This is a genomic window from Nocardia sp. NPDC003183, assembly GCF_053590715.1.
On the sequence record NZ_JBSFTG010000001.1, the window covers coordinates 789,885 to 816,860 of the forward strand.

A 26,976-nucleotide genomic window follows, 5' to 3' on the forward strand; every position below is an offset into this window, starting at 1 on the left:
CCCACTCCATGACACTGCGACACCTCGGCCGCACCGGCGTACTGGTGAGCCCACTCACGCTGGGCGCCATGAACTTCGGCGCCTGGGCCAACCCCGACCACGACGACGCGGCGACGATCATCCACCGCGCCCTGGACGCGGGCATCAACGTCGTCGACACCGCCGACGTGTACTCCCAGGGGGAGAACGAACAGATCGTCGGGAAGGCCCTGCGTGGGCGCCGCGACGAGGTGGTCCTCGCCAGCAAGTTCCACGGCCAGATCGGCACCGACCCGAACAGTCGCGGCAACTCCCGGCGCTGGATCATCCGTGCCGTCGAGGACTCGCTGCGCCGCCTCGGCACCGACCACCTCGATCTCTACCAGGTACACCGCCCCGACCCCGATGTTCCACTCGAGGAGACGCTGCGGGCGCTGGACGATCTGGTGCGCGCGGGCAAGATTCGCTACTACGGCACCACCACCTTCGAACCGCATCAGCTGGTCGAGGCGCAATGGGTGGCTCAGGACCGCAACCTGGCGCGTCCGGTCACCGAACAGCCGCCGTACTCGATCCTGGCTCGCGGCGCCGAACGCGCCACCATGCCGATCGCCGAACGGCACGGCCTGGGCGTGCTCACCTGGAGTCCGCTCGCGGGCGGCTGGCTCTCCGGCCGCTACCGGGCGGGGGAGACCGCGCCCGAGTCGAGCAGGCTCGCCCGGCAGCCGCACCGGCACGACCCCGAACTGGTCGCCAACCAGCGCAAGCGCGCCGCCGCCGAGGAACTGGCGAAACTCGCCGACGAAGCGGGCATTTCGCTGGTGCATCTGTCGCTGGCGTTCGTGCTCCAGCATCCGGCGGTGAGCACCGTCATCATCGGGCCGCGCACCCTGGCCCACCTCGAGACCCAGCTCGGCGCCGTCGACGTGCGGCTGAGCACCGAGGTGCTCGACCGCATCGACGAGATCGTCGCGCCCGGAACCACACTCAGCCCCGCCGACGAGGGCTACCTGCCGCCCTCACTCACCGACGCGGCCGTCCGCCGCCGCACCACGATCGGAGCCACCCGATGAGCCTGTCCGACCTGCGCCTGCTCGGCCGAACCGGCGTCCGGGTGAGCCCGTATGTGCTCGGCACCATGAACTTCGGTTCCCGTGGCGGCACCACCCACGAAGAATCGATCGCGCTGATCCATCGGGCGCTGGACGCCGGAATCAACATCATCGACACCGCCGACACCTATTCGCGGGGCGAATCCGAGATCATCGTCGGGAAGGCGCTGCGCGACCGTCGCGACCAGGTGATCCTGGCCAGCAAGTTCCACAACGCCGTCGACGACGACCCCACCCACCGGGGCAACTCCCGGCGCTGGATCGTCCGTGCCGTCGAGGACTCGCTGCGTCGCCTCGACACCGACCACCTCGACCTCTACCAGGTGCACCGCCCTGAATCGGTGACCGCACTCGAAGACACCGTCGCCGCTCTCGACGACCTCGTCCGCGCGGGCAAGATCCGCTACTACGGCACCTCGGTCTTCTCGCCCGGCGAACTGGTCGAAGCCCAGTGGATCGCCGACCGGACCAAGGCCAATCGCTCTGCTGCCGAACAGGTTCCGTATTCACCGCTGATTCGCGGCATCGAACGCGAGACCCTGCCGATCGCCCGCAAGTACGGACTCGGCGTCATCACTTACGGCCCGCTCGCCGCGGGGTGGCTCTCCGGTGAGTACCGCCTCGGCGCACCTCAACCGAGTTCGCATCGGGCCGAACTGATCCCGGGTCGATTCGACATCGACGCACCCGCCAACGCGGCCAAACTCGCCGCCGCCGACGCGCTCGCCGTCCTCGCCGAGGAATCAGGGCTCACGCTCATCCAGCTCGCGATCGGTTTCGTGCTCGCCCACCCCGATGTCACCGCAGCCATCATCGGCCCGCGTACCGGCGAACACCTCGATGCCTATCTGGGTGCGGTCGATGTCGTCCTGAGCGAGGAGATCCTCGACCGCATCGACGAGATAGTCCCACCCGGCACGATCTTCGCCGACCGTGACACCGGCAAGATCCCCGACGCGCTGGCCGACCCCGCCCTGCGCAGACGCGCCGCCTAGCCCATCCAGTGATCGCTGAGGGAGACGTAATCCCTCTTCCTCAGCGATTTCCGGGTGGCGGCAGCGACTTCGGTTGATTGTTCGCCGCCCGGCACACGGGATCACCGTCGCGATCCATCGGCGCGGATCGAGGCCGTGCCGGTGTTGTGCTCGCTCCCAACCGGTGTTGTGCTCGCTCCTACGCTCGGCGATGCACCGAGCGGCTGGTCACGCCGACGTACTCGCCGCGTTCGTGAACGTCGGTTTCCAGCCCAGTTCGGGAGCGATCAGGTGCACGGTGTCGTGCAGGATCTGCTCGTAATCCTCACGGTGGAATTCGTAGGGCAGTTCCAGGCGCAGCTCCGAGGTCTGCGCGAGCACCGGGTCAGCTCGCAGCTGTTCCAGGATCTGCTCCGCGGTGCCGACGATGTCCGGCGCGAACAGAATTCGGCGTTCACCTTGCGGGCCGAGAGTGCGATCGTGGCGGCTCGCGGCGTAGGCACGGTAGCGCTCGCGGGTCGCAGGGTCGGCGCTGTCGAACGGCACGATCACACGTCCGACCGCCACGCGGGCGGGTCGAGCCGGGTCGATCAGGCGGCGGTAGTCCGCGATCAGGGTCAGCTGGGAGGTGGTGAAATCGTCACTGGCGTCACCGAAAACGATGTTGCCGCTGAGCAGGTTCAGTCCGTTCTCCGCGGTCCAGTGCACGGATCGGACGCTCCCGCCGCCGTACCACACACGATCGGCGAGGCCGGGGCTGTGCGGCTGCAGACGGGGACGCTGAGTGTTGCCCGGCGAGTGGATGACGGTGTCGGCGTCGCCGAGATAGTCGCCACGCAGGTTCTCGAGCAGACGGGCCACGCGGCCGTAGGACAGGTCGAAGCTGCGCCAGTCGCCATCGAAGACCAGATCACCGATGAGGTCGGCGTGCGGCGGGGTGCCCGCGCTGAAACCGGGCTGTAGTCGGCCCTGTGACAGCACATCGGCCAGCGACAGGTCCTCGGCCAGCCGGAACGGGCTCTCGTAGCCGATCGGAATGACCGCGGCGCCCAGCTCTACTCGGCTGGTGCGCTGGGCGGCGGCGGCCAGGAAGACCGCCGCCGAACCCACGCCGTGCTCGAGATGACGCTGCCGGATCCACGCACCGTCGAAGCCGAGGCGCTCACCGTATTCGAACAGCTGCAGCGTGTCCTCGAGCCCGGTGTACGGATCGTCGTCGAGGTAGTTGCCCGGCGTCAGGAACGCCAGCGTGCTGATCTGCGGTGCGCTCATCCCTGGCGCTCGTACGGGATCTTTTCCCCCGCCTCGACCGCGATCGGGAGCCTGTTCTCGGCGGGCGGCAGCGGGCAGGTCGCGAGATCGGTGTAGGCGCACGGCAGGTTGACCGCCCGATTGAAATCGAGCACGACAGTGCCGTCGGGCGCCGGAGTCGACACCTGCACAATGCGATTCGCGGCGTAGGTGGTGACTCCGGAAGTGGTATCGGTGAACAGCACCGACAGGTCGCCGGGATTCCGGCCGGGGAACGCGGTCAGCCGCAGCGGCTGACCGTCGATGTCGAACTCGACCTGTCCCGGTGCGTCGTAGACATGCTCGAGCCCTTCAACCGAGGCGCCGACGGTGGTCGGTCGCGGCTGCTCGAACCGAACGTAGCGACCCGTCACCACCCACTTCGGGTCCGGCGCGAACGCGGGTGTGCCCCGAAACGCGGTGCGCAACTGGTTGTTCGGATGCCGAGGGCGAACGATGTCGTTGCCACCACGGCGCGCGACCTCGATCACCGCGTCACCCCACACCGCGTTCACCCCGTCGCGCTCGGCGATCGCGCCGAACGCGTAACGGCCGTGCACCGGTGTCCCCTCGACGACCAATTCCTCGCCCTCATCGAGGACCACGACCACACCGTCGGCACCGGTGGACCAGGTGCCGGGCGCGTCGGTGAACCGCTCCGGGGTTTCGGTGAGCCAGTGCAGGTTCGTGATGGCCAGGAATCCGTGCCGGTCAGCCAGTCGCGCCTCCTGTTGACGGTGCCATTGCTGCCATTCGGCGGTGAAGCTGTCTACCTCGGCGACCGGGGTTTCCTGTGTTGCCATGGCATCGATACAACCCGACACCACCGCCCACGAACAGAATTGCGCTCAACCCGAACACAAGTCACCCACAACCCAAAACAGCTCTTCACAATCAGGGGTGTAGCCGCCGTCTGAACCCGCCGGCTCCGAGCAGGGACCTGGCGATGTAGTTGGTGAGGTTGCGGAACCACCCGAGCGCAGAGCCGCGCACGCGCTCGAGCCTGCCGTTGATCGCCTCAGCCGGACCGTTGCTCGTGCCGGGCCGATCGAAGTAGGCGAGCACGTCGTCGGCGCGTTTGGAAAATGTCCGAGAGCGGAAGGGACGCCGACGCTTCCGCGGCATCAAGGAGTCGAAAGAGGGGTGGACCCCGACGATCACTAGGTCAGCGGTGGTTATGGGCTTTGTTGGTCATGAAGTCGGCACAGCGTTTCCGCAGGTTCCCGACTCTTCCCAGGATTTCCCTGTTTCCGCAGGTAGATGACTATCTGGTGGCCCCGAAGCTACCCACCGCTTCCCGGAAGCTCCTGTGCAAACCCGTCTGAAAATCGTAGAAAAATCGTAGAAACACCGGCGATGGAAGCTGGTAGCCCGTTGGCCGGGATGGGAGATTGTTGATCGTCGGCACAGTTGAGATTCTGCCTTGACGCCCCGACATTGCCGTTGGCTGGATCGTCAGGGTCCCGAGCCACGACGGTCTAGGCTAATAACGGGAGTACATGGGTAACTTTATGTACTCACCCGGGCCTATCTTCTAGTTGGTGTCGTTGTCAAGAGCGGGCAGCGTTGGACCTGTTGGCGGTGTTAGGCCATTGATCTGTGGATATGCCGGAATCATGCCAAGCGCGGTGTGTGATATCAGCTACTAGTGTTGGCGTAGTCGAACGTCGTTGGTCGATGTCAGCTATTAAATAGCAGGATTGATGACAAGTGCGGTGCGGTCATCAGCACCTGCTGGGCACGATTCATCCGCTATGCCGCCTCTCGGAGTGTCGTCGTCGCCGTCGTCTCCCCGCTCCCTGTCTGCCGTGCCTTGCGCGGCCGATCCGGCCGCCTCGTCATCTGGTGGTCGTGAGCGGCACCTGGTGGAAAATTGGGTCATGGCAACCTAGTCCGTCAAGGTCGCCGAGGTTCGGCTGGATGACGTCATCCGAGACCCGAGCGGGATGGCTAGTGGCGCAAGGTCCGGGAGGTCGCTTACGGTGCCACGCAACCGGGCCTAGGTTGCTATCGCTGTGGAGCCAAGGAATTCGGAGCCATGGCCCCGCTCCGACGACGGAGTGGCTCGGACCGCTATCACACCGTGCGCCCTCGCTGCGGCCACGGAGCGAGGGGCGTGGCCTCCCGTCACACCTCGCCACTACCACGATCGAACGAGAAGCAGGGCGCCAGCTCTGACCTTCCCGGACCCTAGCTGAGCGCACCGACCCGGGAGGCTCAATTACCTCGACGGATATCGATGTGCAGCCAGTCGTTACCAAGATCTATTAGCGGGTCGTTCTGGGTTATCGACTCGGCGCGCCGCCGATCACTGACGGGGGCTAGGCGCTACGTCGGCTGTGCCAAGCTCGAAGTGCCACGGCGGTGGCGGCTCCCACGGCGGCAATCATTGCGGCACTGGCGTTGCCGTACACCACAAGGGCGACAAGCGCGGTCAAGATGAGCACCAGCGCGAGAAGGTCGACCGTGGCTGCCGTCCAAGACATCGGTACCGGTGCAGGCAAAGTCTGCAAATCCTTCTTGACGGTTTCAGGCTTCGGCTTCTTGGCCTGCGGGGAACGGCGGGACACTGCGACCTCCTGTTTTCGTACCTTGGGTCTGTTTATGTCGCAGGATGGCAGTTGAGTATCCGGCGATCGAGGTGAAACGAGCTTGGCAGCAACGACTTTCCCCAGGCAAACTGTCCTCACGTGGTCTGCTGAACTGGTGTGAGAGAACTGATGTGAAGCAGATGTGAAGTTGAAAACATAGTGATAGGTCATCGATGGCGAAGCGTCGACTCAGGAAGCCCGATGTACCCGCAGGTGCCCGGCTGTCGTTCTTCTTGTACTTGCAGCGATTGGTAACCGAGCGCGGAGACAAGTCCACCAGCGAGCTGGGGAAGTTGGCCGGGTACTCCCATCAGAGCGTCTACAAGGCGCTGACCGGCCCACGGATGCCCTCGCGTGCGATGACCGAGGCGCTGGTCCAGGCACTTGCGGGCCAGCCCGAGGTGGACACGGTCATGGGACTGTGGAGTCTGGGCGTTCACGAAGAGCGCAACTTTCAAGAGGGCCCGGCTGACCATGAGGCACCACCGATCCGCAGGGAGAAGCCACCGGTCGTGCTGCCGACCGGTCCGCCGCCCTCCACCAAGTTGGACCGGACACGCGCTGCGGCGACTGCGCGCAGCCCAGTCGCTGAGCCACCCCAGAAGCCCTACCTCCAGTTCATAGACGCCCTCGACAACAGCGATGTGGCGATCGAGAACTACACCCGGCGTCTCACACTCGCGCACTGCATTTGGTCCTGCGTGCACAGCGCGGGCGTTACCCCGGAAATGTTCGAATCGGAGTCGACACGAACGGGCCTGCCCGGCTGGATGGCAGCCGAGACGATGCCAAATCGCCAGCAGTTGCTGAACTTCGTCTACGAGCTCCGACCAGAGGAAGACGTACGCGACGCTCTCATGGCTGCTTACGCCAACGCTGTCGCCGAACAACAGGAATTCAGAAGGGCGGAGCAGTTCCGGCCTCGTCTGTCGTTCGAACCGAGCGCGGAGGGCATAGATTCCAGTCGCCGTGTAAGGGCAGAACGACTCGCATGGTCCCTCGGAATCCGCTGGCGGGACGGCCTGTAGCGGCTTGGGGCAGCCGGGCTCCGAAGCTGGCTGCGTGGCGACGACTTGCCGACGGTGACTTGAGCATCGGCCCGGAAGCGGCTCCAAAACGTCAGGGAAGAATCCGGGCGCACAGGTTCGACTCACCGGCGGGGCACACCAAAGATGGGAACGGGCGCGACCTGGGGAATTGCGTCGGACAGCTAGTGATCGAAGCAGGGTTTACCCTGGGCTGACGTAGATGTCTCCTGCGCATCTCCGCACTGGTGGATCTGGGTGGCATGAACGTACGGGCCTTCGGGGTCGTTCGCGACTTGCTGTTGAGCTTCGTGATCGAGCGCGGCGAAGTCTCCCGCAGTCCGCGACGCCCCGCGCGGTCGGATGGGCCCACGCCTGCCGTCGGTGGGCAGTGGCTCGCCAAGCGATGGAGACCGTTCCCGTTTCAATTTCTTGTGCTCCCCTGGCGCGAGGCGGCTCCATCGGCGTAGTTCTGCTGTTGCCGAGTTAGCCGCGCGGCATGGGTTGTAGCGTTCTACGAGTTCCAAAGTGTGGGGCCGAGGACGTCGCCAGAAGGATGACAGACAGTGCAACCGACCAGAGCGCAGCTTCACTTCGCACCGGTGCTCGCCGATCTTTGGCAAATAGCCGAGAAACAAGGCTGGGCAACGTGGGTAGGCGCTATCGAGGACCTTGTCGCCGCCTCAACGATCCTTGCCTGGGAGGAAGTGCCGAACAGACGCGGGGAAGAAAATCTCAGCGAGTTGCGACCTGTTACTGCTCAGCAGGCTCCCTCGCGGTCGTTGAGCGCGGTCTACGGCCTCGGTGCCCAGCCTCTGCACACCGACGGCGCCCACCTTCGTCAGCCACCTGACGTTGTCATACTCGCTGCGCCACAACCGAACTCCACACCCACCAAGCTCTGGAAGCCGCAGTATCCGTGCGAGGAGTTCGAACACGGCCTGTTCACCGTTGACGCTGGCACAGACACCTTTCTGGCAACTGCATATGACGTGGAAGTAGGGCGGTGGCGCTACGATCCCGGATGCATGCGACCAGCCGATGAGCGTGCTCACACCGCCATCCAGACCATGAATCGAGCATTCGATGGCTCCGTGACCTTCGAGTGGAGCTTGCCGAACCAAGTGCTGTTGATTGATAACCGAGCCGTCCTACACGCGCGGTCGGAAGTCGCAGACGGTGACCACGACCGGGTGATGGTTCGAGCAGCGTTCCGACTCAAGAGGAAACCGTGAGCGACAATTACGACGCCCAAGCGCTCTGGCTGAAGGCCAAGCTATTCCTGAACCACGCGATGGACGACGGCGATGAGCGATCCTTCGACGAGCGGGCCCTATGGGCCGCACTGGCACTTGAACTTTTAGCAAAATCAGCTTTGTCGCGTCACTCACCACTTCTGATCGCTTCGCCGACCGAGGATGGAGGCAATCTCCTCGCCGCGAGCGGCTTGACTCCTCCGCAGCCGAAATTCACATCAGTACCAGCGAAGACCCTAATGAGTCGGTGCGCCAAGGCTTTCGTGCCGTTCAGCGAGGCGGAAGCTGGCAAGATCACCATCGCGCGCAACGCCTACTTGCATGGAGGCGCAGCTCAGTTCGCACCGTTGCCACCCGAGGCGTGGTGGCCGAAGTTCTGGGCTCAGGCACTGATCTTGATCCAGGCCCAAGACAAGACACTTGAGGACATGGTGGGTGAGTCACGGGTCGACGAAGTGGAGTCCCACCTTGCTCAGAACAAGAAGAATGTCGAAAGCCGTACTCAGGCACTGATCGAGCGGGCGAAGCAACGGCTGGCACAGTTTCGCTCGGGAAACCTGCCTGCCCGCTTGGCAGACGAGTTCGCGAAGGACCGCGACCTCTCGTCCGGGTTTTGGGGCAAGTATGGAACCGCAACCTGCCCCGCGTGTGGAGATTCTGATGCTGCTGTCGAGGGCGACAACATCGTGGCCTCTAAAGTTGAAGGTGCCTGGGGCGGTAGCGATCTGGATGACTACGTGACCTGGGTAGAGCTGACTGTCAGCTCCTCGCACTTCAGTTGCTCAACCTGCCGATTGGTGCTTCCGGATTACGAGTTCATCGAGGCTGCTGGAGTCGACACAGAGTTCATCACGACCGACGACGACGTCGCGGAATACTACGGGCCGGAGTATGGCAACGATTAGCTATGAGATGCACCTGAATCAGCGTGATGTTGAGGACCGCGATCGGTTGGTTTCAGACCTGCATCTTTGTACCTAGGTACAGGCTTACCGTGGATTCATGACGATCTCACCAGCTCATCGCGACGGGGTGCCGGATGCGTGCACGCTCTCAGGCTCAACGTATGCCGCCGAAAGACCGCTGCGGTAGCGCGGCGTGCACTTCCTCGCCGTCGATACTGACCCCACGATCGTCAACGGTCAACGGAGTACCGGGTGCGCACAACACCGAGGCTGCCGCAGCAATCAGGGCCGAACCGTGACCAGCTCCTACCGTTGGCTTGCGCGGTCAAGATAGTCGCGAACCGCCTGGATGTCAGGCTTCCCGCAGCCTGGTGGGCGTATGAGCGCTGCGCTCTGTCCTCGTAGCCACACCGCAGACCTGGCGACGGAGTGGATTTTGTGGGTATCGGTTTGAGGCTCGGAAAATCCCACGCACCGATAGAGCCCGGCGTGCCATTCAGTCGCCGCCGTAGCGGCCAGGTGAACGCCGTTTTCGTCAGCCCAGTGAAGAACGTCCCGCACTACCAAGTATGCGGAGTTACGTGCCCTGGCCGCACCTTCGCCGACCCGGGGCAGGTACGTCCAGTTGGTCAGCTCGACACAACCATGTCCAGGAAACAGGGTTACCTCACCTCCGAGCTGATCCGCCAACTTCACTGTCCGACGGTTGATCAGCAGCATCACAGCGGCAATGAATCCCGCCCCGGCCGCTGGTAAGCTCCAGGCCAGCACTGTGTCGCTGGCCAAGACCGCACCACCGATCAGTGCCACGGATGCCACCAATAGCAGCAAGATGGCCCGGACTGGTGGAACAGGGACGGGCTTGTTACTCCGTTTACGCTCCGCTCGGACTGCGCGTGTAGCGCGCAGGCTTCGAAACAGGCGGGGTTTACGCTCCCGACCCTGGTGTTGGTCGGTGTAGGTATTTGCCCAACGCCTTGTTTCCCACCAGGAAGCAGCAGAGTTAAGGGATTCGACGCCTATGGGATGTGGCGAGCTGTAATCGGAGTTGTTGATTCGTTCGAATTGTCTTCGTAGCGTGGCGATCTCATCCCTCGAACGAGGCGGGAGTGCGGGGCGTCGCCAGAAGGGCCAGGGTCGTTCGAACTGGACGGTGACGGCATCGCGCCACTCTTCGAGTGCCCTTAGATGCCGTGACATCTCGGACCCGAGCCGGCCGACGGTACTCGCCGCGGCAGTCAGCTCACTATTGGTCGCCGCCTGCTGAGCGAGTTCGTCGCTAGCGATCCGTTGCTCTTCGAGCGCCGACTGGGCCACCATGAGCTCGTCGGCGTGTTGGACCGCCATCTCTGCGAACTCGATAGTTTGTCGGTCGATGGTCGTGTTGAGCCCGGCGATCTGCTGATCTCGGGCCGCGATCGTGGATTCGTGGGTTGCGATCACGGCGGTCTGCCGTTTGGTTTCCTGTTCCCAGTCCCGCACCGTCGCCCAACCTCCTCGATTGATTTTTCGGTAGCCCCAAGCCATCTCGTCGTGTGCCCAACGTTCGAAGAACCGCCCGAGTGGCTGTTTTTGTCGTCTGGGTGCAAGGAGCCCGCTGTCGTTGGCGAACAGCAGACCCTGAGATATCGAGTACTCCAATGCAGTGGCCGTGGTGGCGTCTGGCCAAAACTTGTCGATCGCTAGGGCCGGGACCTGGGTCAGCCATGTGCAGTGCCAGGTCAACCACACCACTGAGCATCCGCGCGCCGCCAGTTCAGCGGTGTGTCTGTGGACGTCGTCTCTCGATAGTGACGACCACTGAACCTCAATGGCGAGCGCTCGGGAACCCAGTTCTGCGTACACATCGGTTTTGCGTGCCCCGACCTGGTATTCGTCGACAGCTACGGTCGCACCGAGAGCTTTGAGCCGATCCCGGCACCAGTACTTCAATGTCGTGTGCTCGGCAGTTTCACCCGCCGATGACGTTCGGCGGGCACACCGATCGCCATCATCGCTGGCGTTGTGCGAGATCCACACTCCACCATCGCTTTTGCGGTAGGTGATGTGGACTGGTTGTCGACACCAGCGGCACACCAGTCCCGATCGGGATCGCTGAACGTCCCCTGATCGGTGCCATTGGGTGAAGTCGCGAGGATTGAGAATATCGACAAGTTCCTCGTTGGGGCCGAATGCGCACCGCTCGTCTCCGACCAGCCGCAAACGCCCGGCGAAGGTCTCTCTGATCGCCTGTTGAGATCTGCCGAAACCAGCAGGTCCCTCCCCACCCGGCAGCCCACCTGCCTCAGATCGAGCCATACACGTGCCCCCGAACGCTATCCATGCGCAGATGCCGCAACGCGCGGCACTGATCCGCAGATACTACGAGCGCCCACCGACAGAGTCCGGGGTCAGTCCCGCGTCCACCAGCGACTGACGATCGATCGAGTCTCTGCCCATACCCGCCAACGTCTAGTGGAGCGCTGAACGATCTACTTGTCGGTGGGCAGGTCTACGGTGCCCGCCATGACACTGGACCACCTTGCTGATATCGCAGCAGAGTTGGATGTAGCTATCGCAGACGTACTCGGCGAATCGGTCGCCGAGCTAGAACGTGCAGCCCTGAACCACGGGCTAGCCGTCATCACCCCCGCCACTGTCGAGGCCAGCGGAGTCACTCTTGGCTCGACGATGAGTCCCTCCGATGTGGTCGAGGCCGCGTTGGCCCTCGGGGCCGTCGCGCTGTACCTCGATCGCGAAGTCATCGAGACCGACTCCATCGTGGAGTGCATTCAACAACTCGAGTTCGAGCCAGAAGACCGTGCTGCCCGTGATTTGAGTCTGCTGGCGCTGCGCAGGATCAACGGGTTCACTCGCCGGGTCAATGTGAGTTTTGTTCACCTCGGGCTTCCGCACTCCTGGAGCCAAGACGCCGAGTTCGCCGACGGTCTAGAAGAAATCGACGACGCCGTCACCTCCTTTCTCGCCGAAGTCTCGGACGGTCCCAGCAAACACAAGGAGGTTGCTCGGTTGGCCGAAGCGTTGGCAAGTGATCCTGCGTTCCGGCGCGCCCGAACCCGCTTCGAACACAATGCGGCGGCTAGTGCGTTGCCTGTTATCGCACCGATCCTTGAGGACGGGGACCAATGGAGACTCGCCGAAATCATTCAAGGGGCCCAAGGTCTGCTCAACCAGCAGCGCATGGGACTGCTGCACGATCAGGTGACAGCGGTTAAGCAGCTCGAAGAGCTGGTGTGGTCATGATGGCTTCGTATTCGACCGGGGTCAATCTGCCGAGCCTGGCCTGACGCCGACGCCGGTGATAGGTCCGCTCGATCCAGGTCACTATCGCGATCCGCAACTCGTCGCGGGTCGCCCAAGACTGCCGGTCAAGGACGTTCTTCTGTAGCAACGCGAAAAACGATTCCATCGCCGCATTGTCACCGCAGGCGCCGACTCGTCCCATGGATCCGACCAACGCATGTAAACCCAAGGAGCGAACAAACTTTCGAGATCGAAACTGCGACCCTCGGTCGCTGTGAACTACGCAGCCGGCGACCTGATCACCGACCGCGGTTCGCCTGGCCGCGGCGGAAGCGAGGGCATCGACAGCGAGGCGGGCCTTCATCCGCGAGTCGATCGAATAGCCCACGATCCGGTTCGAGAACACGTCCTTGACCGCGCAAAGATATAGCTTGCCTTCACCGGTGTGGTGTTCGGTGATATCGGTGAGCCACACCATATTTCGTGCATCAGCAGCGAATCTCCGCTCGACGAGATCGTCATGAACCGGTGGGCCCGATCGACTGTTCTTGGTGCCGCGTTTCTTGCCGAAACTGCTCCACCATCTGTTGGTCGAGCAGATCCTCCACGCGGTCCGCGCCGCCATCAGCTGGCCCGCGTCGGCGGCCTCGTCGGCGAGGAATCGGTACCCGAATTCGGGGTCGTCGCGGTGCGCATCGAACAAGGCGTTGGCCCGATACGCCTGCTTGAGATCGGCAGCGGTGACCGGATCAGCGAGCCACCGGTAGTACGGTTGGCGCGCGATATCGAGGACCCGGCACGTCACCGCGACAGGAATCCCGTCGGCGGCCAGCTCACGAACGAGCGGGTAGATCATTTTCCCGGCAGGTTCGCCTGCGACAAATAGGCTGCGGCCCTGCGCAACACTTCGTTCTCCTGCTCGAGTAACCGGATGCGTTTGCGCAGTTCAGCGTTGTCGGCGGACTGCTCGCTCGTGGTTCCGGTTTTTATGCCGTCTTCGACGTCGGCCTGCTTGAGCCAACCAGCCAGGCACGACTCGCTGATCCCGAAATCGGCGGCGATCTGCTTGAGCTTTTGACCTGGTTCTCGGTTACGAGCTACGCGGACGACGTCGTCGCGGAACTCTTTGGGGTAGGGCTTGGGCACGGCATACATCCTTCCAGCAGTGCCTGTCGGCACCACAGATCAGATGTCACCGATCTGTGCAGCAGTCCCCATCGACTTGGTTGATCAGCTTGATGAGCGGCTGGCGGAACTGGCGACCTCGTTGGCGGCGACGGACCAGTTCCGGTCGGCCAGCAGTGCTGACGGGCGTCGCAAGGCCACCCTGAAGTGGGTCATGGCGCATCACACGAACGAACTGGCCTTGCCGCGGGATTTCATCACAGAGCTGGCTGCCGCTGCGCACAAGGCGCCCAGCGGGCAACTCGGCCTGCTCTGAGACCGGTCGGCACGGCGGGTTGGTGCTCGCAGTCGGTGTGGATCGGCGGGCAATAGATGATCTTCCCGCACGCGAGGCACGTGTGTATTCGGTGATGCCCGCCGATCCGGATACGCCGTGTCACGCCGACAAGCGAACGGCCTGGCACGAAACCCTCACGCCGTGGTCACGCGACCGTGGCAGTCTCGGCGGCCAACATAGAGGTGGTGGCGGATGATCGGCGGCACCGAGACCCGTCGCGCCCGAGTGGCTCAAAGCAGGCGTTCGCGGAGCTCTTTCAGATCGATCAGCGCAGCTCGGGCATCGCCATCGCTACTGATAACCTCCTCGAGCACGTCGGCGAGATGATCACGGTCGAGGCCCGCCAGGTTGACAGCCTTGCGGACGTTGCCACTCGGTAGCTCTACCTCGAAGCGATCGATCGAGAACTCGTCGTGATTCTCGATCGGAACCTGAGTGACTTTGACGTCATTGGTGATTCCAGCACCGCGAGCTAGATCTACGAAGTCATAGAGGTCGCCGAACGATAGCTCGTACAGATCGATACTCACTTTGAGGCCCATGCAGCGATAGTAGCGACCGGGTCTGCGTCTTCGAGTTCTTGTCGGAGTGTTGGATGGGACACGCCACTGCTCACACCACCCAAGATCGTCGGCTTGCGGCGGGCGAGGCGGGCAGAACGGTGTCGATCACGAGTTCGCTTGGCACGAGCTCACTTTGCGCAGCCGGGCCCACATTCAGCTGCGTGTGCCAGTTGCGTACTGGCAACTGCCGGGGCTCCAACGATTGGCCCGTGTCAGCGCGGCCAGATACCTGACCGCACCACTTCCTTACATTCGAGGGTCGTCCTCTACACCATCGTCGGGCTGGCTGAGAAGCCAGAAGCTCAATCGACGGAAAAGCACCTCCCCGGCTGTGAGCGATTCACCGTCACCGACAACGATCGGGTCGGTGAGCATAGCGGTGGCGGCCAGGACCGATAGCGTCGCATTCCTCAAGCCAACAGTTGGCGCGATCTGAGTGAAGAGATCACGCAGGTGGCCCGCTCCACGCGCGGTCACGGTCGCTTCGAACACCCATACCGGGCCGTCCTCTTGTGAAGCCGCGGCGGCATCGAGGACGGAAAGAACCTCGGCAGGATTCCATGTGGCAGGGTGTGCATGCAGCCACGCGAGAGTCTGTGCGCGTTCGTCGTCATGCACGGTCGGGGCGGGGGGCTCATCGACCGACGTTTCGTCCACGGGCGCGCGTAGCGCCACGGCGATCTGCAGGGGGGTTGTTTGCAATGGGTCGCTGTCGAGAATGGTGTAGAACAGCGTGCGAGTCATCGCCGCGAGTCCGTGACCGATACCGGAGATCTCGCTGAACGGTTTGATCTCCCACCCAGGTTCGGATACTGCGCGCTGGGCATGGGACTCCAACCGGCTGACCGCGTGTGTACTCATGTTCGCAGGCCGCGCCCGTGGATGTTTCTGCGCAGACACGGCAGCTACTCGGGCAGATTGCCACACGAGGTTGTAGATCTCGCCGAGGGGCCTGTGCTCGACGAGTCTTTCGATCGCGGCCCGTAGCCTGGCTCGCTGGTTCTCAGGGACCGCAGGCAGATTGTGCTCGTTGAGCTGATCGCTGAGGTAGCGCACTGCTTCAGCGGCGATGAGCTCGGCGGCCACATCCCGCAGTTCGATGCGGCGATCTGTAGTCATACCAGCGGGGGCGAGAGCGTTCATTAGCTGCGCGTCAAGGCGTTGCGCGGCGGTTTCTGGACTACTTCCGCCGGGCACGTAGTAGGAGACGCGGGTCGGATAGTAGGAGCCGGTGAGCTGCGGTGTCGGCACCGTTTCAGGGCCACCGTCGGCAATCCGCCAGGCGGCATCGAAGCTTTCGTGCACCCAGACAAACGCGGATGCAGGGCTAGAAGGCGCGATGCGGACCAGGTCCGCGTTCACCAAGTCGCCCAGGAGCTGACCAACCTTGTCCCAGTCGGGGTGCCAGGGCTCGGGCCAGCTGGTGACAGGCTCAATCGGCGCGGAGCAGGGGGCGTACCGAAGTAGTGCCAGCGCGGCGATCTGTTCTCGCACCCCAGCATCGGGTAGTGACCGTTCGGGCGAGGGGAACACGGCGCCGTGTTTCTCGTCAACGACCACTTGCTGGACCTGCCGCCACTGGTCACGCGCGTTGTCGCGAGCCTGTGTGGCTTGACTCTTGATCCTGGCCGCGTCTCGTTCTGCTTTGCGTGCCGGGTCGATGACCGCCCGGATCGAACGCAGCAGCGAGGGAGTGCACTCAACGCACTCGGGTGGATTGCCGCTGCACACTAGCGCGAATGCGGATCGAGACGTGAGGCTGAGCGGCCCAGCACATCCGGAACACGTTCGGTCTGGAACGAGTGCTCGCCCCCCGGCCGCCGCGACGGCGTGGGGCTGCCCCCACCCTTGTGTGTCGATATCCCGGACCTTCTCGCTCCATATCGGTGTCCCAAGTTCTTCGGCGAACCCGTCGATCGACCAGTAGCGTTCCGCGATCGTCACGAGTTCCGGATCGGCCACAGGGTTGGGAATGATGGTGGGGACCAGGGCCGACAGAGCTTCGACGCCAAGTCGCGGTTCGGAGGTCTCGGTCACGCGGGAGATCATATGTCTCGCGCGCCCCTGGAGGTCGGCTGAGTCAACTTGTCAGGCACGGCTCGTCTACCGATGCCGGCCGACTCGCCATCGCAGGTGGGCCGTGGGCTGCCCATAGCCGCGTGGCGTGGCGGTCTGGTAGCCAGAATCGTTGTGTCACTAGGTTTTCCGGAACGCCTCGTCGAGGGTTGGCAGTACGAACCTCGGGTGATCGTCGACCTGGAGAAGATTGAGCCAGTTGACCTCAGCTCCAACCTTTGTCCCTGTCGCCGAAGAAACCGAACACGCTGCGGCGTGGGGGACGGGAGTGCTGGAACGAGAAGTGCTAGGCGGGTGTTCCACACGTCGTGGTTGCGATGGGTAGGTGGGTGAGCGGAATTGAGCTGAGAATGTCGGACGCTTCTGACATCCTGGAGCTCATGACCGCACAGGAGGCAGATGCGCTGCCGTCCCACGCACTCGTCCCGGTGGTCGAAGGGACCTTCGCGTACTGCCCAAACTTGTACGTGCAGGCGGATTGCGTTGGCGGACAGTTCCGGACGGCGATCGCTGGCCATAGGGTGACGATTCTGTTGCCGAGGATTGGCGAGGATCTACTCCTCGGCATAACGCCGATGCTCACGGCTCCGGACACGCAATATGAGTACGCGGTTCAAGCGGACGGCCGATTCTGGGGGATAGTCAGCACCAGGGATGGACAGTATTGCCGTACCGCTCAGATTTCCCGTCTCGCCTACCGATTCGAGGTGGCGGGGTCGGAGTCGGATGTGGAAAGTGTCTGTCGGGAAATCGAATTCAGCTTGAAGGATTGGTGGCTGAGTTTAGAAGCGTGGTTGGATATCTATACCGACCTCGATCTGCTTGGCCATCAACGCGGAACCGGCGGACCGCCTACACGGGGACACACTCTGACTGCCCATATTGGTGACCAGCCCGGTGATACTGCACAGCGGCTCACGTGGAAGCAGCGGTCACAGGCAGCGATGCCTCGCCCACGAGCGGTGAACATTCCGGATTCCGCCGTCCTTGCGCGGTGTCTGCATCTCGCTGGCAGCGGCTCGTTGCCACCGCAAGGGTGGCTGTACTTGCGGGAAGCGAGGTCGTGGCTGAAGGCCGGACAGACACGACGTGCTGTCATCGACGCTTGCACCGGTGCAGAGATTTCCCTGTCATATCAGGTTCGACAACATGCCAAAGCAGATCCCGTTGTCGTTGATCAACTGCTCGAGCAGTGCAAGGGTATCGCCGATGTTGTGAAGGTCCTCACCAGGATCGGAGGTGTGACCGCCAGTCGGAATTCGATCACGACCAAGCTGGCTGACGTCAGGAACAAGGCGGTACACGCCGGATGGGAACCTGACGTCGAGACGGCAGAGCAGGCCCTTGCGGTGGCCACGGCAGTAGTCGACCACGCCTGGCCCCACGCGGCACTCTGCCCGGATACATCGGCAGCGACTGTCTAGGGTGTTCTGGCGGAATGAAGTCGACAGGTTGAGGCAGTCGTTGGCGGCACGGCTGGCGTCGGTGGATGCGGGCGGGATGACCTCGAGTCAGACGACAATTCTGATCGCCGATGCCACCCCCAGGAGTGGGCTCTGCGCCAGCGTGTGCTTGGCCCGGTCTCGCAGGTATCGACGTAGGGCGGTGCGCGTCTTGTCGCCGAACGGAAGCGTCCGCGCGGTGAGCCGCGCCCTCAGTACCACCACCGCAGGCTTCGCCGACCGCGCCGCCGCAGCCGCCGCCCGCAACGAAGACGAAGACAAAGACGAAGAGAGCTAACAAGCCGATGCACCGCACCGGCGCGACCGTGCGGCTCGGCACAACAGCGCCGCTGCGGTGTCGGTCGAACTACGAAGGTCACCTTGACGGGATACCACCGAGGTCCGTGCGGTGTGCAGCAGTCCTCTCCGAGGCATCGCTCGACCCGGGCGACTATGCTCGGCGCCTGTGGAATCCCTGGTGATGGCACCGACATTTTTGGACCTCGCAGTCCTACGGAAAGCCTTGGATGAGCAGAACGTCGGCATCAGGACGAGCTACGAGCTCGGGGCGGGCCTTACCCTCGCAGAAACGCCGCTCGATGAGTTCGACCTCGGAGTTGTCGTTGTACCTAGTGATGAATCCGACGGCACATCGGAGTCACGAGCTGCGATTCTGATCGAAGCCGGAATCGCCTATGCTTGCGGACTACCTCTCCTCTTCATTATTGACCCGTCGGACCGGTCGTCGCTGCAAGCCCTGTCCGGAACAAAAGCATGGACTGTAAGGGCACGCATCGACAACAGAGAGGCGATCCGACTCCACTTACGACTACTCATACAATCGATAACCCGGAGCCCTGATTCAAACTTTCCGCCAATCATCGTCGACGGACCACCGGGCAAAGGTAAGTCGGAATTAATCGCACGCCTTGTCAAGGATTCCCTGGAAGCAGGAAATACCGTCATCACAACTTCAATCCGGTCCAGACTACCGGTAGAGGACATCGTGGCGGAACGACTTGAGCAGGTGCTTCGTGACCGTGGGATTGCAGTTCAGCGGGAGGTGCGGACCAGAGGCCACGGCAACTCCGGTCGAATTGACCTAGTTTTCAGCCATCCGCAGATTGATACTCCTGTCTTCGTGGAGTTGCTCAGCGGTCTCAATGGGAAGCCGAAGGCTCATGCCGAGGCGCAGCTAGCCCAATACGTAAGGGATGAGTCAGGAACGCTCGGCCTCGTGCTGTATTACAACCTGCCGTCATCCGCTCCCGAAATGTCAGCGGTTGGTGCGCGGGTGTGGTCGGTGAGCTTGACAGACTTCGTCGACAAGGTCGACACCGGTGAGCTGGGCTCGTTCCTGCGAAGGATCCGCAACGAAACGGTGCATGGCAGATGACCGGCCTCGACTCAACGGAGATCCAACGCATCCTCCGGCTGGCTGCTGAAGCGACCAATACTGACGCACAAGGAAAGGCATACGAAGAGCTGGCTCAGTACCTCTTCGAGCTGGTACCGGGATGCCTCGTGGAGCGCAATGGCATCAGCTACTTCGGGACAGAGCAAGTAGATCTCGGTGTATGCAACGGGAAACACCAGAACGGCCTGCACGCTCTACCGCATGTCATTCTGATTGAGTGTAAGGACTGGAGTCGACCGGTCGACAGCGCCACTCTTGGCTATTTCATCAACATACTCGCCAATCGCAGCGTCGAGGCTGGTATCTTGATCGCGGCCAACGGGGTAACGGGTGAGGTGCGGGAGCAATCCCACGCCCACGCCCTCGGCATCGGAGCGATCGCTCGCGGGATGAAGGTGCTCGTGATAACCACCGAGGAGATCAGTCGGCTTACATGCATCGAGGAGTGGGTCGACCTCCTACTGCGAAGGTTTCTTTTGGCCCATATGCGTGGCGGACTCGGGGTGCCGTAACCGGCCTTCGGCCAAGCGGTTGTCCACAGGCCACCGCCGGGCATGTGCGTGGTCTTCGTCGAATTGAGCGAGGGGTTCGTAGCTCTCGACAGCACCAACCCATTTCGATCCGCGGCGAGTTCCAGCTGGCCCTGACAGCCCGCGGCAGCGCGGGCCCGGCAGAGGTCGTAGACGATGTGGTTGTCCATCAGAACGTCTGAGGCGGAATACCTGTGGTCCAAGCTCTGACCAGTACCCTATTCTTCGCTGATGTCCTTCGACGCTGACCTCGACAGCTCGTTCGAGCTGTGGAGTGCGGTAACTCCATGTACTCACGTCGGGGTACTCACGTCGGGCTAGCTTACGTTTGATGTCGCTGTCAAGAGCAAACGGGGTTGGGTGCGCTTGACGCCGTGGACCCCTGAACTGCGGATATGCTGAACGTTCGCGGGTTCGCGTAGGCAACATTGATTGGTAGCGTTGGCGTCCGCGAACGTCGTTGGTCGACATCAGCCATTAAATGGCGGGTTTGATGACAAGTTGCGACGGTTCGGCAGCAACCGCACCGCGCGCCCGTTGGATGGCTGAGACGATCGCATGGGCGTCGGCGCATGGACACTCTGTCGCAGGATCGCGCCTGGGCAGGACACACAAAACATGGGCAACTGGAAAACGCCTGGTTGTCGTGGGTGGCTACTCGATCTGAGCGACCCGGTTTGCTTCAGCAGTCGCTTGCAGTCCTGCCCTAGGCCCGTCCCTTTTGGGAGGTCTGAGACAGGACAGCGTGCGTCATTGCGTGCTGCCTCGATCTCATGAGAGTCAATTTGAGGAGGCTGTTGGCTTCTCTGAGGTGGCGACGCTGTGATCTGCGGGGGCTCCAGCTTGGATCAGCACCTGGTCAGCGACCTTTACGATTTGGCCCGCAAACGGTTCACCGGTGGGCCCAATTCGTACAGCGCAGCTGGGCGAGCTACCTGGCGACCCGCTCGTCCGACTCGGACCAGCTACTGCTGTGGCCGGTTGCGACAGCGAGATTCCCTATGCCGAGGTCGCCGACGTCGTGTCATCTGCAGTTGCGTCGTATCCGTTCGATCAGGTGTTGTCTGTCGGTGAGGATGTCGAGTAGGTACACCATCGGGACAAAAACGATGTCGGCGGGCAGCTTTCCACTGTGCTCGGCCAGGATCTCGGCGTCCTTGGTGAACCCGTGGGTGGTGTTGCGTCGCGCGTTCCACAGGTCGGAAAGTCGCGATTCTGTGGTGGCGTCTCGATTTCGGCTGCCGATGAAGAATTCGTCGGCGACCTGGGTGGCGGCTTCCAGCGCGCGGTAGGCCGGGGCCAGGATCAGCGATCTGATGCGGTCGGGGACGTGTGACTTGATCGCCTCGATGCGTTTACTGATGCGTTTGGGAGACATGAGTTGAGCGATCCCGTGGCTACCCGTGAAGCTGTCTCCGAGGATGTCCATCGCGGGGAACATGAGCATTAGCTGCGCGGCTTGGTCACCGGGATGGCGGGTGATCGCGCTGATGCGTGACAGGAGTTGCTCAACGTTGAGCATCCAACGTTGATGTTCTTCTGGGACGTAGAAGCCATTCGAGTCGACGTAGGTGGCGGGGTTGAAGATGTCGAACAAGGTGTTGTTGATCTTCGCGGCCCACCAATCGACGGCCTCCGAGTACGCGGCCTTGTGCAGCGCGGAGTCGTCGAAGGTGTGGACGTCGAAACTGTGAGAAGTGGAGTGGTGGGTGAGTTCCAGCAGGGAGTCGACGGGGTGGGCGTTGGGGCCGAGTCCGCGTCCGGGAATCTGTCGTCCAAAGGTGTACACGATGACCTGCCCGAGGCGCGCTGCGGCGAAGCCCCACATCGACGGGGACAGATTGCCGAGCAACGGGGCGAAATAGAGTCCACCGAAGACTGTCCCGAACAGCATGGCACTCGACGACTGGAACTCCTGTCTGTCGGGATTGGCCTTCGAGCTTTCGATGATCTCTGCCGCGCTGTTGTACTTGAGGCGTATGAAGACTTGCGCCAGTTTCGACCAGCGGAAGGCCAGGTCGGAAATCCGAATGTCATGTACCGAATGTCTGGGAAACATCGGCTCGGTCGACCCGTCCGCGTGCAACAACGGAAATTCGGCGAGCATGTCGCTGCCCCACTTGATTGTGGCGGGGACTTCCGCGTCCGGCACTGCGATCAGCGTCTGCGTGACCCGTTGAAGGCGGGACGGCAGCGTGGGGTGGCTGTCGAGCGCTCGGGCCACTTGGTCGAACCGTTCCACGTGTTCCGCTTTCATCCCTCCTGGTACTCCGGGCTTGGGTACGCCAGAGAGATCGAAGCGACTTCGCGACAGCGGCGGTCCGTGTAGTGTCGTGGCCTCCACGAGGTCGATCGGGTTCACTATGACCTCCCATACGGAATCTTTTCCGGCGGGACGGCGGTCGACGCGCAGGCCGAGGTGTTCGATGAGGCCAGCGGGATTCCCGCCGTACATCTCCGGCGGAAGATCGATCTTCATGGTGTGACATCTTGGCACGCCGTCGGGGCTACCTGCGCTGTTCACGGAGCATGTGGAGACGAAAAGCAATCGGAGTTGCTCGCGCTGCACGAGCCGCCGTCTACCGTTGGAGGCCAGTCCGAATCGCTGACGGGCGACGAGGGTAATGCGGGCGAGAGTTTCCCAGCTCAGGCGCGTGATTGGTGAGAGTAAAGCGGTGGCGGGTGGTAGGTTCGCGGTCATGCTCAGCGCGGAAGAGAAGACTGTCGGTTTGGCTCTGGTGACCTACCAAAGTGCCGAGGATCTGCCCGGCTTTTTGGAGACTCTCAAGGCGGCGGTGGAGCCGTACGCGGTCGATGTGATCGGTATCGACAACGTCTCGACCGATCGCAGTGCCGATATCGTCGAAGAGTTCGGTGGGCGGGTTATCCGGAATCCCCGCAACGTGGGCCTGGCGGCGGCGATCAACCAAGGAGCCGCCGCGACGAGCGCAGAATGGATCCTGGTCGCCAACCCGGATACCCAGCTTGCTCCGGGCTCGATCGCGGCACTGGTGGACACGGCCAAGGCCGACGAGCGCATCGGCATGATCGGCCCGCGAATCGCTCGATTGGACGGCACCCCGTATCCATCCGGGCGTCGGTTCCCGTCACTGGCGGTCGGTATCGCCCACGCCCTGCTCGGCGGGATCTGGCCCGCCAATCCGGCAACCCGCCGCTACTTCGGTACGCCAGTGACCGAGGTCGGCGACGTCGACTGGATATCCGGGTGCTGCATGCTTTTTCGGCGCGAAGCGTTCGACGCTGTCGGCGGGTTCGATGACCGGTACTTCCTCTATTTCGAGGAAACCAAGATGGCCCTGGACATGCATCGCGGCGGGTGGCGGGTCGTGCTCGATCCGAGCGTGGAGATCCGCCACCGCGAGGGCGGGAGCATGCGCAGCGCACCGTTCCGCAAGATCCGCACCCACCATCGCAGTGCCCTGCGGTTCTATTGCGACTACCACCAGGGCACACCATGGATGGTGTTCGCGCCACTGGTGGCGGCCGGGCTTGTGGTGCGTGGCGCGGTGGCGGCGGCCCGCACCGCGCTGACACAACGGTTGAAGAGCCGCTAGCCGAACGGCTGGTCGGCCAGCCCGAGCCCGGCCTGGAGGTCGGCGAGCAGTTTGTGGACGATGGCGTTGCCAGTGCGGGAGCTGGGCATGCACTGGGCGCAGTCATCGTCGATGCGGCGGCTACTGCTGGTGGCCACTATGTCGAGAAGCCGTGCGCCTTTGACCTTGCCCAGGTCGTAACCGGTTGCCGCGAAGCGTGGTTCGGCCTTGAGGTCGCACGGAGTCAGGTGTCCGAATGCTCCGATCGTGGGCCGGAACCAGCGGCCCATGCACTCGCTGGTTCGGGTGCGTTCGGGCAGGTGTCCGTTGGCCAGGGCCACCAGTTCATCGCCGAGGTCGATCCGCATATTGCCGCCGGTGCGGGCCCGCACAGCGCGAAGCTGAGCTTGTACCACCGAGGTCTGAGGGGTATCGAGGCCATCGGTGACGTCGACTTCGTCCTTGCGCAGGTCCAGCCAGTCCACGCCCACCGACTCGGCGAAGTCGGCCATGTCTTCGACCTGGTTGTAGTTGTCGGGCTGGATCACCATGCCGATCCCGAGAGCGGGCAGCTCGCCGCGGTCTTCCAGCAGCGCCGCGATGTTCGAGCTGACCCGCTCGAGAGCGCGCATCCGGGGATGTGTTCCGGCGACGTCGTCGTAGGTGACCGGGTCAGGGGAATGGACGGAGAACCGTAGGCGATGGCAGCGCAGCAAAGCGGCGTACAGCGCACTGCCGGGGCGGATCGAGAATCCGGTGGTGTAGACGTGGATCTCGAATCCGAGGTCGGCGGCCCGACCGAGGATCGCGGGCAGATCCGGGTTGGTCAGCGCCTCGCCGCCCCCGGAAACGATCAGCCGACGCACCCCACCGTCGTGGAGTTCACCGAGGACCTGCTGCCAATCAGTGGCGGTCATGAGGCCGCCGGTGTCGAGTTGCTTTGTGGCGTAAGTGAGTTCGGACTGATCCGACCACAGGCACATCTTGCAGCGGTAAGGGCAGGTGCCGCGCGTGGGGTGAATTTCCATTGTCTCGGCCAGAACCGGTTCGCGCGCGAGGACCCGGTCCGGGATCTCGGGGCGTCGTTGCCATTCGGCGACGGTGGCGGTGGCGAATCCGTACCGCAGCCGGTGCGGGTAGAACGCGGACCCGACGAGTCGCTGTACGCCAGGGCTCGTGCGGGCGTGCTGGTAGACCTCGACCACAGCGGCCAGGTCCACTCCTGATGCTGCGGCCAGGGCTGTCGCTGGTGTGTGCGGGGCGGCCAGGTGGGAGGCGAGTACGGCCCTGAACCCTGGGTCCGCCGGTGCGAGGTCGAGGGCCTCAGTGGCCAGGGCGGCGAGCCCAGCATCGCTGTAGAGCAGCTGGACGGGATCGGTGTGGGGTGTCGAGAGGTTCATGCTGTCACCGCTTCCGGCCCGGTCGCGGTCGCGACCTGTTCCCACTCGGTGGGGCGGAGCATGGTCACCAGGGATCGGGAGCGGTCGAACAGCAGAATCGTCCCGCTTGGATGGCGCACCACCCGATGCTTGTTGCGGCGTGAGCGCAACTGCGCGGCAACGGCTTCCACGTCGACTGGGTTGTTCAGAATCCAGTGGTCATCCACGCTGCGGATCGGGATCAGGTCCACTTCGGGAGCGGGCTCGAGAGTGTCGGTGCGGCCGATCAGCAGGTCGGTCGTGGTGCTGTTCGCCGCTGTGCCGAGTTGGAACTTGTGTCGAGCTTCAACCTCGCGCGGCATCTGGCGGGCCGATCCCTCGGCCAGGATCGCTTCCGCACGTGACAGCAGGTCCGCTACGGGTGCTTCGCTGACCGATCCGAGCGCGGCATTTCCGACCATCTCCCGGCCCCAGGTAGCGGCTTGGAGCCGGAACTCGCCGGAGGGACGGATGTTGCAGAGGGTGTCTTTGACCTGCTCGGACAGCTGTTGCAAAGTCATTGTCCTCGACGGGTTCACCGCCAGCGGCCTGAGTCCAGTAGCCGGCCAGAATGAGTTGAACGTCAGGTACAGCCCAGCCGCGGCGAGGTCGTCATGGTTGGCGTCGACGAGTTCCTGGACGCCGTGGAACTCGTACTCGCGGAGCCGCAGTTCCGGATAGTGAGCGCGGGCCTGTCCGGAGAAGCTGGGTGCGCACAGGTGATGCTGCGACGCCAGACCGTGCTCGGCGAGGAAGTAGCTGAGCTCGACAACGCGCTCCCAGTTACGTTGGTGGACAACGGTGATCACCGTGATCGGCTTGCCGGTGTCGTTGAGTGTCCGCAGCCCGTCGAGAACCTTTGACAGGTTCTTTCCGCGCGCTGACCCGTGCAAACCGTTGGTGATTCCATCGACGCTGGTGCAGATCCGCGTCAGGTTCGACGCGGCGAGCTGGTCTGCGGTGTCGGCGGTGAGGCGGGTTGCGTTGGTGATCAACGTCGACGCAGTACGTTGCAGCAGATTCGTCGCATCCAGCACTGCACCGAAGTCCTCGTGCAGGGTGATCTCTCCGCCGGTCAAGACGACCTCGAGAACACCAGTCGCCTCGGCTGCTTCGATAGCGGCAGCGACCCTGCGGGCTGGCAACTGCTGGCGCTTCCACACCTCACCCGGATGGCAGTACGAGCAGCGAAGATTGCATTCGTTGACCGCATCGATCACTAGTCGCAGGACCCGGCCGCCGATCTGGAGGTCTGGGTTGAAATCGAGCATGGTGGCGCTCCTTCTCGTGTCCCTCACACGGCGGTTGCCGGTGAGGTTGTTTCTGAGTCGAACGTCGCGCCGAGGGTGTTTGGCGTCGCGTTCGTCGGTGTCGTGGCCGTCCCAGGTCATCTCGGCCGCCTGAAGGTCCAAGACGGCTCCCGGGCCTCGGGCTAACTGGCCGGATATACAGCCGGGGTGATGATTTCGATGTATTCAGGTGGTCTGAGGTCTGTCAGGCGCGGGCGGAGCAGCTGATCCGGTCACTCCGTCGGTGTTTGGGGTGGTGATGATCTGACGGGGTGCGAACGGGTGCGCCTTCGGGCGGTATTCGGTCGCCGTCATCGCCCACAGGTCCGCATCGCCGAAGGTGCCCAGAATCGAGACCGTCACACAGTGGCGGGTGTCGGCGGGCACGGCGTCGATTTCGGTTGCCGACTGGCGTAGTCATGACGCTCGTAGGTGATCGTGTTCACGTGCCCACCACCGATATCGCACGGAATCGACTGTTTCGCTGCGGTGCCGGTAGATGAGTGGCGTCGTTGTGCCGCACCACGACCGTGCGCCGCCCGGTGGGTGGGTGGTGTGGGTGCCCCCGAAGGCCGGTTGGGCGGCCTCCGGGAGCGTTTCCCCACCCTCGAACCGGCGCGGCTCGGGGGCACCGGTGTGGTTCGAGGTATTCAGGTGGTTTTCGGGAAGGGTTTGGGTGGCCCCGGAGATCGCTACATCGCCGGGAATTTCGATCTCCGGGGCCGCCTTCGCGCCGCCTGGCCGGTGACGGGTCTCAGGTCCGCACGAGGTAGGCGCAAAGGTCACTCAGTTGGTCGGAGTTGCCCCGTGATCCGCGAGGTCAGGGCAGTAAATACAAGCGTTCGTTGGG

General features: G+C 63.2%; 21 protein-coding genes and 1 pseudogene. 11 read left to right on the plus strand and 11 right to left on the minus strand.

Going from position 1 to position 26,976, the window contains the following annotated elements; translation table 11 throughout:
- Positions 1-8: 8 nt before the first annotated feature.
- Complete coding sequence (locus tag ACWDXS_RS03575; protein ID WP_449961586.1) at positions 9-1,052, plus strand: aldo/keto reductase; 1,044 nt, start codon at positions 9-11, stop codon at positions 1,050-1,052.
- A complete protein-coding gene (locus tag ACWDXS_RS03580; protein WP_449961589.1) occupies positions 1,049-2,086 on the plus strand; it encodes an aldo/keto reductase in 1,038 nt (345 codons plus the stop codon). The genes ACWDXS_RS03575 and ACWDXS_RS03580 overlap by 4 nt, the downstream gene beginning before the upstream one ends.
- Before the next feature lie 207 nt (positions 2,087-2,293).
- On the opposite strand, the gene ACWDXS_RS03585 is transcribed toward ACWDXS_RS03580, so the two are convergent.
- The 4 genes and pseudogenes from ACWDXS_RS03585 to ACWDXS_RS03600 form a co-directional block, all read right to left on the minus strand.
- Positions 2,294-3,337: an LLM class flavin-dependent oxidoreductase gene (locus ACWDXS_RS03585; RefSeq protein WP_449961592.1), complete on the minus strand. Its 1,044-nt coding sequence runs from the start codon at positions 3,335-3,337 to the stop codon at positions 2,294-2,296.
- Complete coding sequence (locus tag ACWDXS_RS03590; protein ID WP_449961595.1) at positions 3,334-4,158, minus strand: DUF1684 domain-containing protein; 825 nt, start codon at positions 4,156-4,158, stop codon at positions 3,334-3,336. Before ACWDXS_RS03590 ends, ACWDXS_RS03585 begins: the two co-directional genes overlap by 4 nt.
- Before the next feature lie 91 nt (positions 4,159-4,249).
- Positions 4,250-4,447 (minus strand): annotated as a pseudogene (locus ACWDXS_RS03595) (transposase); the annotation flags it as partial.
- Positions 4,448-5,676: 1,229 nt separating this feature from the next.
- Entirely contained in the window at positions 5,677-6,117 is a 441-nt protein-coding gene (locus ACWDXS_RS03600; RefSeq protein ID WP_449961598.1) for a hypothetical protein, read from the minus strand.
- Between the two features lie 2 nt (positions 6,118-6,119).
- On the opposite strand from ACWDXS_RS03600, the gene ACWDXS_RS03605 reads away from it, so the two are divergent.
- The 3 genes from ACWDXS_RS03605 to ACWDXS_RS03615 all read left to right on the plus strand — a co-directional run bounded on the left by ACWDXS_RS03605 (position 6,120) and on the right by ACWDXS_RS03615 (position 9,132).
- On the plus strand, positions 6,120-6,974 hold the full coding sequence (locus ACWDXS_RS03605; RefSeq protein WP_449961601.1) for a hypothetical protein: 855 nt from the start codon (positions 6,120-6,122) through the stop codon (positions 6,972-6,974).
- Between the two features lie 563 nt (positions 6,975-7,537).
- Positions 7,538-8,206, plus strand: coding sequence for a hypothetical protein (locus ACWDXS_RS03610; RefSeq protein WP_449961604.1), 669 nt, complete (start codon positions 7,538-7,540; stop codon positions 8,204-8,206).
- A complete protein-coding gene (locus ACWDXS_RS03615; RefSeq protein ID WP_449961607.1) occupies positions 8,203-9,132 on the plus strand; it encodes a hypothetical protein in 930 nt (309 codons plus the stop codon). Before ACWDXS_RS03610 ends, ACWDXS_RS03615 begins: the two co-directional genes overlap by 4 nt.
- 306 nt (positions 9,133-9,438) lie before the next feature.
- Here the strand turns inward: ACWDXS_RS03615 and ACWDXS_RS03620 are convergent, their stop codons facing one another.
- Positions 9,439-11,430: a competence protein CoiA family protein gene (locus ACWDXS_RS03620; RefSeq protein ID WP_449961610.1), complete on the minus strand. Its 1,992-nt coding sequence runs from the start codon at positions 11,428-11,430 to the stop codon at positions 9,439-9,441.
- A gap of 207 nt (positions 11,431-11,637) precedes the next feature.
- Between ACWDXS_RS03620 and ACWDXS_RS03625 the strand changes: the two genes are divergently transcribed.
- A complete protein-coding gene (locus ACWDXS_RS03625; protein WP_449961613.1) occupies positions 11,638-12,375 on the plus strand; it encodes a hypothetical protein in 738 nt (245 codons plus the stop codon).
- Here ACWDXS_RS03625 and ACWDXS_RS03630 read toward each other — a convergent pair.
- A protein-coding gene (locus ACWDXS_RS03630; protein WP_449961616.1) for an IS3 family transposase occupies positions 12,344-13,521 on the minus strand; the annotation gives its coding sequence in 2 pieces (ribosomal slippage) (positions 12,344-13,234 and positions 13,237-13,521; 1,176 coding nt in all). The genes ACWDXS_RS03625 and ACWDXS_RS03630 overlap by 32 nt on opposite strands.
- A gap of 19 nt (positions 13,522-13,540) precedes the next feature.
- Here ACWDXS_RS03630 and ACWDXS_RS03635 point away from each other — a divergent pair.
- Positions 13,541-13,816, plus strand: coding sequence for a hypothetical protein (locus ACWDXS_RS03635; protein WP_449961619.1), 276 nt, complete (start codon positions 13,541-13,543; stop codon positions 13,814-13,816).
- 251 nt (positions 13,817-14,067) lie between these two features.
- On the opposite strand, the gene ACWDXS_RS03640 is transcribed toward ACWDXS_RS03635, so the two are convergent.
- Positions 14,068-14,379: a hypothetical protein gene (locus ACWDXS_RS03640; RefSeq protein WP_449961622.1), complete on the minus strand. Its 312-nt coding sequence runs from the start codon at positions 14,377-14,379 to the stop codon at positions 14,068-14,070.
- A 267-nt stretch (positions 14,380-14,646) separates the two neighbouring features.
- Positions 14,647-16,437 (minus strand): hypothetical protein, encoded by a 1,791-nt coding sequence (locus tag ACWDXS_RS03645; RefSeq protein WP_449961625.1) that lies wholly within the window; start codon positions 16,435-16,437, stop codon positions 14,647-14,649.
- A 419-nt stretch (positions 16,438-16,856) separates the two neighbouring features.
- On the opposite strand from ACWDXS_RS03645, the gene ACWDXS_RS03650 reads away from it, so the two are divergent.
- From ACWDXS_RS03650 to ACWDXS_RS03660, 3 genes are all read left to right on the plus strand, one after another.
- Positions 16,857-17,900 (plus strand): hypothetical protein, encoded by a 1,044-nt coding sequence (locus ACWDXS_RS03650; RefSeq protein ID WP_449961628.1) that lies wholly within the window; start codon positions 16,857-16,859, stop codon positions 17,898-17,900.
- A 484-nt stretch (positions 17,901-18,384) separates the two neighbouring features.
- On the plus strand, positions 18,385-19,314 hold the full coding sequence (locus ACWDXS_RS03655) for a hypothetical protein (protein ID WP_449961631.1): 930 nt from the start codon (positions 18,385-18,387) through the stop codon (positions 19,312-19,314).
- Positions 19,311-19,847, plus strand: a complete 537-nt coding sequence (locus tag ACWDXS_RS03660) for a restriction endonuclease (RefSeq protein ID WP_378628649.1) — start codon at positions 19,311-19,313, stop codon at positions 19,845-19,847. The genes ACWDXS_RS03655 and ACWDXS_RS03660 overlap by 4 nt, the downstream gene beginning before the upstream one ends.
- A 1,042-nt stretch (positions 19,848-20,889) precedes the next feature.
- Here the strand turns inward: ACWDXS_RS03660 and ACWDXS_RS03665 are convergent.
- A complete protein-coding gene (locus ACWDXS_RS03665) occupies positions 20,890-22,344 on the minus strand; it encodes a hypothetical protein (RefSeq protein ID WP_449961635.1) in 1,455 nt (484 codons plus the stop codon).
- Positions 22,345-22,564: 220 nt separating this feature from the next.
- Between ACWDXS_RS03665 and ACWDXS_RS03670 the strand changes: the two genes are divergently transcribed.
- Entirely contained in the window at positions 22,565-23,440 is an 876-nt protein-coding gene (locus ACWDXS_RS03670; protein ID WP_449961638.1) for a glycosyltransferase family 2 protein, read from the plus strand.
- On the opposite strand, the gene ACWDXS_RS03675 is transcribed toward ACWDXS_RS03670, so the two are convergent.
- Complete coding sequence (locus ACWDXS_RS03675) at positions 23,437-24,819, minus strand: radical SAM protein (RefSeq protein ID WP_449961641.1); 1,383 nt, start codon at positions 24,817-24,819, stop codon at positions 23,437-23,439. The genes ACWDXS_RS03670 and ACWDXS_RS03675 overlap by 4 nt on opposite strands.
- A complete protein-coding gene (locus ACWDXS_RS03680) occupies positions 24,816-26,249 on the minus strand; it encodes a radical SAM protein (protein WP_449961644.1) in 1,434 nt (477 codons plus the stop codon). The genes ACWDXS_RS03675 and ACWDXS_RS03680 overlap by 4 nt, the downstream gene beginning before the upstream one ends.
- Between the last annotated feature and the right edge of the window lie 727 nt (positions 26,250-26,976).

What these genes read in the sequence shown, in the direction of transcription:
- ACWDXS_RS03575 (WP_449961586.1), top strand. Translation starts at nt 9, where the DNA reads ATGACACTGCGACACCTCGGCCGCACCGGCGTACTGGTGAGCCCACTC.
- ACWDXS_RS03580 (WP_449961589.1), top strand. Translation starts at nt 1,049, where the DNA reads ATGAGCCTGTCCGACCTGCGCCTGCTCGGCCGAACCGGCGTCCGGGTG.
- ACWDXS_RS03585 (WP_449961592.1), bottom strand. Translation starts at nt 3,337, where the DNA reads ATGAGCGCACCGCAGATCAGCACGCTGGCGTTCCTGACGCCGGGCAAC.
- ACWDXS_RS03590 (WP_449961595.1), bottom strand. Translation starts at nt 4,158, where the DNA reads ATGGCAACACAGGAAACCCCGGTCGCCGAGGTAGACAGCTTCACCGCC.
- ACWDXS_RS03600 (WP_449961598.1), bottom strand. Translation starts at nt 6,117, where the DNA reads ATGACCTATCACTATGTTTTCAACTTCACATCTGCTTCACATCAGTTC.
- ACWDXS_RS03605 (WP_449961601.1), top strand. Translation starts at nt 6,120, where the DNA reads ATGGCGAAGCGTCGACTCAGGAAGCCCGATGTACCCGCAGGTGCCCGG.
- ACWDXS_RS03620 (WP_449961610.1), bottom strand. Translation starts at nt 11,430, where the DNA reads ATGGCTCGATCTGAGGCAGGTGGGCTGCCGGGTGGGGAGGGACCTGCT.
- ACWDXS_RS03625 (WP_449961613.1), top strand. Translation starts at nt 11,638, where the DNA reads ATGACACTGGACCACCTTGCTGATATCGCAGCAGAGTTGGATGTAGCT.
- ACWDXS_RS03640 (WP_449961622.1), bottom strand. Translation starts at nt 14,379, where the DNA reads ATGGGCCTCAAAGTGAGTATCGATCTGTACGAGCTATCGTTCGGCGAC.
- ACWDXS_RS03650 (WP_449961628.1), top strand. Translation starts at nt 16,857, where the DNA reads ATGACCGCACAGGAGGCAGATGCGCTGCCGTCCCACGCACTCGTCCCG.
- ACWDXS_RS03660 (WP_378628649.1), top strand. Translation starts at nt 19,311, where the DNA reads ATGACCGGCCTCGACTCAACGGAGATCCAACGCATCCTCCGGCTGGCT.
- ACWDXS_RS03665 (WP_449961635.1), bottom strand. Translation starts at nt 22,344, where the DNA reads ATGAAGATCGATCTTCCGCCGGAGATGTACGGCGGGAATCCCGCTGGC.
- ACWDXS_RS03670 (WP_449961638.1), top strand. Translation starts at nt 22,565, where the DNA reads ATGCTCAGCGCGGAAGAGAAGACTGTCGGTTTGGCTCTGGTGACCTAC.
- ACWDXS_RS03675 (WP_449961641.1), bottom strand. Translation starts at nt 24,819, where the DNA reads ATGAACCTCTCGACACCCCACACCGATCCCGTCCAGCTGCTCTACAGC.